An 8,816-nucleotide genomic window follows, 5' to 3' on the forward strand; every position below is an offset into this window, starting at 1 on the left:
CGTGCCCTTGAGATAGCCATAGCCGCATATCAGGCATGTCATTTCATTGGTGTTCCCGAGTGCAACGTGCATTTGACGGAAGCCGCGGTTTATATGTCGCTGGCGCCTAAATCCAACGCCATGGAGAGTGCGTATTTCGCAGCCCGGGACGATGCCGTGAATATGCTTGATGAGCCCGTACCGCTTGTAATACGGAACGCGCCCACAAGGCTTATGAAAAATCTCGGATACGGAAAAGGCTATCAGTACGCCCACGATACAAAGGAAAAGGTCACGAACATGCAGTGTATGCCTGACAGCCTCATCGGGCGTACCTATTATCACCCCACAGACCAGGGCTTTGAACCGCGCTTCAAGGCGCGTATGGAGGAGCTGAAGGCGTGGAAGCGCCAGCATGGCTGGAAGGGATAAGAAAAACTTTGAGGCTTGTGTAAGAGGTTAGGGAGTAGGAAAAAGACAGATGGACAGAACGGTCATTTATTATTTTTCGGCAACAGGCAATTCACTCTATACGGCGAGACAGCTTCGCGATGCCATTGACGGCGTCGTCCTGCGCTCCATGCCCGAGGAGCTTAGAAATGACGAGATTATCGCAGACGCGGAGCGCATAGGCTTCGTTTTCCCGATGCATTATTTCGGACTGCCTATTGTGGTGGAGGATTTTCTGCGCCGTGTTGACGTATCGAAGGCACGGTATATCTTTGCAATCGCTACCTGCGGCGTTCCTTTCATGGGCACTCCGTTTACCGCATTGAATGAGATATTGGCGGAGCAGGGAAGAAAGCTCGATGCAGCATGGTTTGTCCGCCGCGTTTCTAACTACATCATGATGAACGATATTCCATCAGGCTGGCGTATTAGTATCCGGGAGTGGATGGCGCGCCGAATGATGAAAAAGATTGTTGCCAATGTGAAGGCGGAGAGCCCGCATTCCGTGTGGGAGTACCTGCCTGAAGCCATGACAAAATTCAGGACGGACTGGGTGGCAAGACGTGGCAGAGTAGACGGTGATTTTACCTGCGATAAGGAAAAATGCGTTCACTGCGGCATGTGCGAGCATGTCTGCCCCGTGGGAAATATACTTCGTCCGGACGGCACCCCTGTATGGCAGCATAACTGCACAGAATGTCTGGCGTGCCTGCATATCTGCCCGCAGAAGGCGATAAATAAAGGGCCGAAGACTGCAAAACGCCACCGTTACCGCCATAAGGGCATCATGCCGAAGGAACTTTTAATGTCACGTCCTACAGAAGAATGAAGGGAGCGCCTGCATGTTTCTTGCAGCCCGTCAGGCACAGGATATAGTTGAGGAAATCGGTGCCATTGTCAAACAGAATATCAATATGATGGACGAGCAGGGCGTTATCATCGCAAGCACGGACAAACAGCGTATCGGGAGCTTTCATGAGGCGGCAAAACGCATAATAGATGAAGAGCTTTCAGAGCTTTACGTTACTGAGGAAGCCGCGAAAAAAGCAGTTCCTCCCATGCGTGTAGGTATAAATCTGCCCATTGAGTATCAGCATCATATAGTCGGTGTTATCGGTGTTACCGGTGAATATGAGCAGGTCATAGGCTTTGGCCAGATTGTAAAAAAGATGACGGAGATTCTTGTTCGCGAGCGTGAGCGCGAGGACGAAAAACGTCTGGACCTTCGCGTCATCAGCCGTTTTCTTGAGGACTGGGTGCTGGGCGCCGGTATTCTGCGCCCTACGCTTTTGGAAGAACGCGGGCGTCAGCTTGGTATCGACATCACAAGGCCGCGCCGCGTAATGGTGGTGAGCATGGACGACGTGGAGGACTATATCGACTCCCTGCCGGGACAGGAGCTCATCGAAAACATCGAGAACGCCGTACTTGATATAATCCATCGTGAGCCTTCGGCGCTGGTACTGAGAAACGCGGCTAGACAGATTCTTCTTCTGCCTGAAGCTGATGACGAAAAACTGGCGGCGCTTGCAAAAGAGCTTCGCACCATGGTTCGTGAGCGTTTCGGGCAGAGCCTGCGTATAGGCATAGACGGACTGAGCCGTACAATGAATGAGGCGTACGGACAGGCTGACCGCGCATGGCGTATCGCGGCGAATCTGGACGATAAAATAGTTATGTTCAGCCGTCTTGACCTGGGCATGTTCCTGCAGGAAATCTCTACGCAGACGAAGTTTGACTATCTGCATAAGATATTTCACGCCTACACCATAGAAGAAAGAAAGCCCGTAATGGAAGTCCTTAGGGCATACTTTGCAGCAGACGGCTCACTGGCGAAAGCGGCCGAAATGCTTTTTATCCATAAAAACACATTGCAGTACAAGCTCCACCGCATCGCGCATCTGACAGGCTACGACATAAGAAAGCCACGCGATGCCGCGGTCTTTGCCATGGTGCTGATGTTCTTCGATGAGACACAGAGAGGCAAGGATGTGGGGATAGAAAAATAAATATTTATGCGTTGGTTTGCGTATGATAATTTTGAGTTCAACTGAAAGAACAAAAGCAACGAAAAAATGATATATTTTAATCTCCCCTGCGTTAGATGAGAAATCTGTCGCGGGGGATTTTTACGCCTTGAGTAAAATGTTCACGAAATTACAATTGAAAATGGTAAGGGATTAAGTAAAGTTTACGATACACCGGAAGAGTTATATAAGGAATTGGGTATACAGAATAATTGATAAACTTATCCCCCATCTGTCGGAAAGCTGACGGACGGGGGATTTTGTGTCTTAAGAATTTATGATGATATAGTCTCTTTTGAAACGAAAAGCGTCTGATTCTGTGATGAAACTAGGGAATGGAAATTGTTTTGGAAACGAGAAAATGCGTAAAGCCTGTTATTGGCTTTTGAATAGCTTATTAAATGTTTCGAAACGAAAGCGTTTTAATAGTAAATACGAAAATGGTAGATTACGTAATGGTACGAATAACAAAAAACATGAAGTATATATGTTACGCATAACATAGACATAAGGACAACAAGTTTCTATAATGAAAGACAATCCTTTTAAAATCATGTTGAGGAGGGTATCGTATGACAGTTTCCATGAAGGTGCTGGTGGAGGATACCGGCTCCGAGCATCTTGCTCTCGGGAAGGAGCATGGATTGTCGCTGTACGTGGAAACACCGCAGTCAACCTTTGTGTTCGATTGCGGGGCGAGTGGACTTGCATGGCGCAATGCGGCTTTTATGCGCGCAGATTTGAAGAAAGTCGGATTTGCAGTCATCAGTCATTCGCATTACGACCACGCAGGCGGTTTTCCTGCGCTCAGGCAGTATGCAGTTCCGTCGTCGGTCTACATCGGTGAGGGCTTCTGGCAGGAAAAGTTTGCCTATGCGCCTGAGGGAAATAAGTATACGTACCTCGGCGCAGGCTTCAGCGCAGACGACCTCGAAGAATGGAGCATCAAGCCATGTGAAGTGGGCGAAATGGTAAAGCTCGATGATTTCGCGTGGCTGATGGGAAGATTCCCGAGGAAAGAAAAGATGGAGACGATTCCTGAGCGTTTTGTGTGCGGTGTGGATAAGCACAGAGACGATTTTCAGGATGAAATATGTCTCGTTCTGCGCGAAGGTGAAGGCGTGGCGGTCATTACAGGCTGCTCGCATCCCGGCATACTGAACATGGTAACAGCCGTTCATGCGCGGCTGGGACTGCCTGTAACCAGTGTGGTTGGCGGCACGCATCTTAAAGAAGCGGACGCGGAGCGTATTGATAAGACGCTGGCGGCACTTCACGAGATGGGTTTGAAACGCATGGCGCTTTGTCATTGTTCAGGAGAAGCCGTGCGAAGCCGTCTGGAGCAGGATGCGGCATCAGGGTGTGTTCTTTCGACAGGGGATTTGCTCGAGTTTTAAGTAACTCGGGTAAGAAACAGGAGGTTCATGTGGAGTTGGACCTGTTTCGTTTTATTTAAGAGAGGAGTTTTATTCATGTCAGGTTTATTTATGGGCGGCGTTATCTTCTTAGCTGTTCTTATCATGATCATTGCGATCAGCAAGTTCAAGCAGCATCCGTTTGTTGTAATGGTGCTCGTGTCTATTTTCGTAGGTCTTGTCTGCGGTATGCCTGCGGATAAGGTTATTTCCACGGTCAAGGGCGGCTTTGGCGGTATTCTGTCCAGCATTGGTATCGTTATCGTCGCAGGTACTATCATCGGTACTATACTTGAAAAGACGGGCGCAGCCCTGGTTATGGCCAACACGATTCTCGGTATTGTCGGCAAGGCACGTTCCGTGCTGACGATGGGTTTGACGGGCTATGTTACGGGTATCCCTGTATTCTGCGATTCGGGTTTTGTTATTCTTTCCCCGATTGCACGTGCTCTGGCTGACCGTTCCAATGTTTCTCTGGCTGTCATGGGTACTGCTCTTTCCGCAGGTCTTTACGCAACACACTGCCTTGTTCCGCCGACACCGGGACCGATTGCAATGGCTGGTACGCTGAACGCTGACCTTGGACTTGTTATTCTCGTCGGTCTTGTAACATCTATTCCTGCAATGATTTCCGGTCTTATCTACGCGAAAAAGGTAGCATGCAATTATGATATTCCGGCTAATCCGGAGTTTACGGTTGAGGAGCTCATGGAAAAATACGGACGTCTTCCTGGCGTTGTCCACAGCTTTGCTCCTATCATTCTGCCGATTATTCTTATCGCAATCAAATCTATCGCGGATTTCCCGTCCCATCCTTTCGGCAATGGCGCGGTAAAAACATTCGCTTCTTTCATCGGTGACCCGGTCATCGCGCTTCTTATCGGTATCTTCCTTGCTATGACACTGATTCCTGTTTCGGAGTCTAAGAATAAATTTGACTGGATGTGCCAGGGTATTTTGAACTCCGCATCTATTCTCGTAATCACGGGTGCAGGCGGTTCCTTCGGTGCAATCCTTAAAACTCTGCCGTTGGCTGAAGCTCTTTCCAGTGCGCTGCTTTCTCTTTCCATCGGCGTATTCCTTCCGTTCATTATTTCGGCACTTTTGAAAACTGCAATGGGTGCTTCCACGGTTGCTATGATTGTTACCTCAGCTATGGTTGCTCCGCTGATGCCGAGCCTTGGTTTTGAGAGTGAAATGGGCAAGGCGCTCGTAATCATGGCTATCGGCGCAGGCTCCATGTGCGTATCCCATGCAAACGATTCCTATTTCTGGGTAGTATCGCAGTTCTCGGATATGTCCACAAATGTTGCATATAAATGCCAGACAGGTGTTACATTTGTTGAAGGTATCACTACGGTTGTCTTTGTCTACATCCTGTCCCTGATTTTCTGCTGACAGAGGTGTTTGAATGAAGAAAGTCATAGTTATCCCTGATTCGTTCAAGGGAACGCTGTCATCCATACAGGTAGCGGATATAATGTCCGCTGCCGTCAGGGGTGAGCTTCCCGAGGCGGAGGTTATATCTATTCCTGTGGCAGACGGCGGAGAAGGAACAGTAGATGCATTCCTTTATGCCATGGGCGGAAAGCGCGTTGAAATGACGGTTAACGGACCGTTCATGGAGCCTGTCGCTTCCTTTTACGGATGTCTGCCGAACGGTACAGCTGTTATTGAGATGGCTGCGGCTGCAGGACTTCCTTTGGCGGGCAAACGCCGTGAGGTGGGCATAACTACCACGTATGGCGTCGGAGAGCTCATTCGGAAGGCTGTTGAAAACGGAGCAAAGCATATTATTCTCGGTCTTGGCGGAAGTGCTACCAACGATGGAGCCTGCGGAGCTGCTGCGGCAATGGGTGTGCGTTTCTTCGATGCTGCCGACAAGGAGTTTGTTCCTGTAGGCGCGACATTGAAGGATATACGAAGCATTGATATGTCTGAAGCGAAAAAACTTCTTGAGAATGTCAGTGTAACGATTATGTGCGACATCGAAAATCCGCTTTGCGGCCCGAAGGGGGCTGCGGCAGTATTCGGCCCGCAAAAAGGTGCTGACGAAGCTATGATAAGGCTTCTTGATGACGGACTTAAAAATCTTTCCGAGGTAATATCAAAGGACCTTGGCATGGACGTGGCAGACCTTCCTGGCGCCGGTGCGGCAGGAGGTATGGGCGCAGGTGCTGCGGCATTTTTCGGCGGAAAGCTGATACGCGGAATTGATGTTGTACTGGAGGCAGTTCATTTCGATGAAAAGCTCCGTGACGCGTGTGTAGTTTTCTCGGGAGAAGGAAGCTTTGATTCTCAGTCCTTTATGGGAAAGGTCGTCAGCGGTGTGGCATCACGCGCTAAAATAGCGGATGTACCGGTGGTTATCGTTGCAGGTGCTGTGAAGCCTGAAGTAAGCCGTGAAGAAATGCTTGAGGCTGGTATTCATGCCGCCTTCAGTATAAACAGACAGGCACTGCCGTTTGAAAAGGCAGCACCGAAAAGCGCAGAAAATCTCCGCAGCACAATGGAAAATATCCTTAGTCTGTTAAAGCTGTCAGTAGCTGAATAAGAAACATAAATGTCAAAGGACACGGGTTTTCCGTGTCCTTTTCGTTTATTAGTGCCTTTTCGCGGCCTGTATGATAAAATATAAGACAGTGTGAATGATACTTGAACGAAAATTAAAATAAGGGAAGAATAAAATGGAAGAGCAGACGGCACTGACTCCGGAGGAGCAGAAGGCCAAGGAAATTGAATTAGAGAAAAAAGCACGCCGTGAAAAGAGGAAGAGACAACGGTCAGAGTTTAGAAAGGGTATTCTGGCGAAGGTAAACCACAGGGAGATATGTCTTGAAACCCCATCCTGCGGAAAGCTTCCGTCGGATTATATTACTGCCTTTGACCTGGAAGGCGCAGGCTTTTCAGAGGACGACATCATCGAAATCGGAGCGGTAAAAATTAACCTGAAAACAGGGGAAACCAGTGATTTTCAGGAGATGATGAGCCCGCGGACAAGACTCAATAAATATGTGACACAGATTACCGGCATCACAAAGGAAGAGCTTGTAGGCAAGCGAAAGCTCCAGGAGGTTCTGCCTGAGTTTCTGCGGTTCGTCGGAGACAGCATTGTGCTTGGACACTCTATAGGAAATAATGACATGGTGCAGATAAATCTTGCAATTCATCGGTTCAGGATGAAGGAAAAGTTTTATCCGTACTTTATCGACACAGAGCGTATGGCGCACAGACTGCTGGATGATGCGGATCCGCCGGTGATAAAATTCGGTCTTGAACCGCTTCTGCAGAAATATGGCGTTGTACTTACCGAAAATCACCGCGCGCTGGCAGATGCCTACGCTTCGTATCAGCTTTTGCAGGTGTTCATGAAAAACGTCGGAAGGGAAGGAATCCTTCCGGGCATATCATAATAAAACCCGGAGACTCCTGAGCAGAGCCTCCGGGTTTTGTTTATTTTCCGTACATTGCATTCCATTTCTTTTCGACATAATTGAACCGTAAACTTAGGAAGATGCCTCCGAGCAGAAGGCCTGCAATCAGTCCTATCCAGTACCCGTACGGGCCGAAGTCGAATTTTTCAGCCAGCAGCCAGCCGATGGGGAGTCCTGCTGCCCAGTTTGATACAACCGCAAGCAGGAACGCTGCTTTCACATCCTTTGCTCCGCGAAGTATTCCCTGAAGCGGAGCGTTCAGCGCATCAGCCAACTGCATTCCCACAGTATACGCAAGGAATACAAGAAGAAGCTCGTGAACAGCAGGGTCCTCGGTGTATATCGAAGATATAATGTTACGCATAGGTATGAGGAGCGCTGCGACAATACCGACGACAACGAGAGAAAGGAGACGCCCGAGACGGGCATATTTCCTTGCGTCAACAGGCCGCTTTGAACCAAGCTCATAGCCAACGAGAATCGTAAGTGCCATGCTTATGGACAGCGGAATCATATAAACCTGTGTTGTGAAATTCAGAGCCGCCTGATGCGCAGCGAGAACGGCTGTGCCGTAGCCTGCCATGAAAAGCCCTACTGCGCTGAAAATAGATGTTTCACAGAAGATGGCTCCGCCGATTGGAAGCCCGAGAGCGAGCTGCCGTCTGCAGGCACCCCAGATTGGGGGAGCAAAGCGGCGGAATATATGGTAATTCCTGAACGGCGAGACAAAGAGCGTAATCAGCACATTCAATAGAAGATTGATGCCGTAAGCGAAAGCCGTACCGATTCCCGAGCCTACACCGCCGAGGGCGGGGAAACCGCCCCAGCCGTACACAAGAAAGAAATTTGCGACTATGTTTATTGGCACAGTAATAAGCGTGACAAGCATAGTAAGACGCGTAAAGCCATGTGCATCAAGAAGATTTCTGAGAACAGCGCTCAAGAAAATCAGCGGCATTCCACAGGAAATTGCGAGAATCCAGTGTATAGCGACATATTCTACACGAGGTTCGAGCTGCAGACTGTGGATGATAACAGGAACGAAAATCCATCCAAGTATGAGCACGACGCCGGCAATAAAAAGCGCCTGCCAAAAACCCTGACGCACAGCAAAAACAATCGACCACCGTTTTCCTGCACCGTAAGCGTGAACAATGGTCGGTGTGAGACCTGACAAAACGGATATACATGTCGTGAAGACCGGAAAATATAAATTTGCGCCTACGGCAACACCTGCAAGGTCTTCACTGGAAAAGTGACCTGCCATGACCGTATCACAGAAGCCCGTTGCAACGAGGGCAAGCTGCGTCACAAAAATTGGCACGAGAACTATAAAAAATTCCCGTGCCTTACCCATCCAAGTATTTGTGTGTTTCATTAACGTATTACCAGATTACCGGATTCATCTGCTCGTAGATTTTCTTTGCCACATCGAAAGCGGCTTCTACAGGGGAGCCTTTTTCAATAGGCTTGAACTCGGCTTTATCAATCGGGGTATCTGTCTCGCCAAG

Annotated in this window: 8 protein-coding genes; 7 read left to right on the plus strand and 1 reads right to left on the minus strand. The window is 49.0% G+C overall.

Annotation, left to right across the window (positions count from 1 at the left end; translation table 11 throughout):
* The 7 genes from ACY69O_RS04935 to ACY69O_RS04965 form a co-directional block, all read left to right on the plus strand.
* Window positions 1-411 (plus strand): AAA family ATPase (locus ACY69O_RS04935; protein WP_462332353.1); only part of this gene is annotated, 411 nt, incomplete at its 5' end.
* A 49-nt stretch (window positions 412-460) separates the two neighbouring features.
* The gene (locus ACY69O_RS04940; RefSeq protein WP_462332354.1) at window positions 461-1,258 is read left to right on the plus strand and encodes an EFR1 family ferrodoxin; all 798 of its coding nucleotides are present in this window, start codon (window positions 461-463) and stop codon (window positions 1,256-1,258) included.
* Between the two features lie 13 nt (window positions 1,259-1,271).
* A complete protein-coding gene (locus ACY69O_RS04945; protein ID WP_462332355.1) occupies window positions 1,272-2,438 on the plus strand; it encodes a CdaR family transcriptional regulator in 1,167 nt (388 codons plus the stop codon).
* Between the two features lie 590 nt (window positions 2,439-3,028).
* Window positions 3,029-3,853: an MBL fold metallo-hydrolase gene (locus ACY69O_RS04950; protein ID WP_462332356.1), complete on the plus strand. Its 825-nt coding sequence runs from the start codon at window positions 3,029-3,031 to the stop codon at window positions 3,851-3,853.
* Window positions 3,854-3,928: 75 nt separating this feature from the next.
* Window positions 3,929-5,269 (plus strand): GntP family permease, encoded by a 1,341-nt coding sequence (locus ACY69O_RS04955; protein ID WP_462332357.1) that lies wholly within the window; start codon window positions 3,929-3,931, stop codon window positions 5,267-5,269.
* 13 nt (window positions 5,270-5,282) lie between these two features.
* On the plus strand, window positions 5,283-6,425 hold the full coding sequence (locus tag ACY69O_RS04960; protein ID WP_462332358.1) for a glycerate kinase family protein: 1,143 nt from the start codon (window positions 5,283-5,285) through the stop codon (window positions 6,423-6,425).
* Window positions 6,426-6,558: 133 nt separating this feature from the next.
* Window positions 6,559-7,284, plus strand: coding sequence for a 3'-5' exonuclease (locus ACY69O_RS04965; RefSeq protein ID WP_462332359.1), 726 nt, complete (start codon window positions 6,559-6,561; stop codon window positions 7,282-7,284).
* A gap of 40 nt (window positions 7,285-7,324) precedes the next feature.
* Here ACY69O_RS04965 and ACY69O_RS04970 read toward each other — a convergent pair whose 3' ends face one another.
* Window positions 7,325-8,629 carry an MATE family efflux transporter gene (locus ACY69O_RS04970; RefSeq protein WP_462332360.1) on the minus strand — a complete coding sequence of 435 codons (1,305 nt, stop codon included), beginning with the start codon at window positions 8,627-8,629 and terminating at the stop codon, window positions 7,325-7,327.
* Window positions 8,630-8,816: the final 187 nt, after the last annotated feature.

Source organism: Schwartzia sp. (in: firmicutes) (assembly GCF_978017985.1).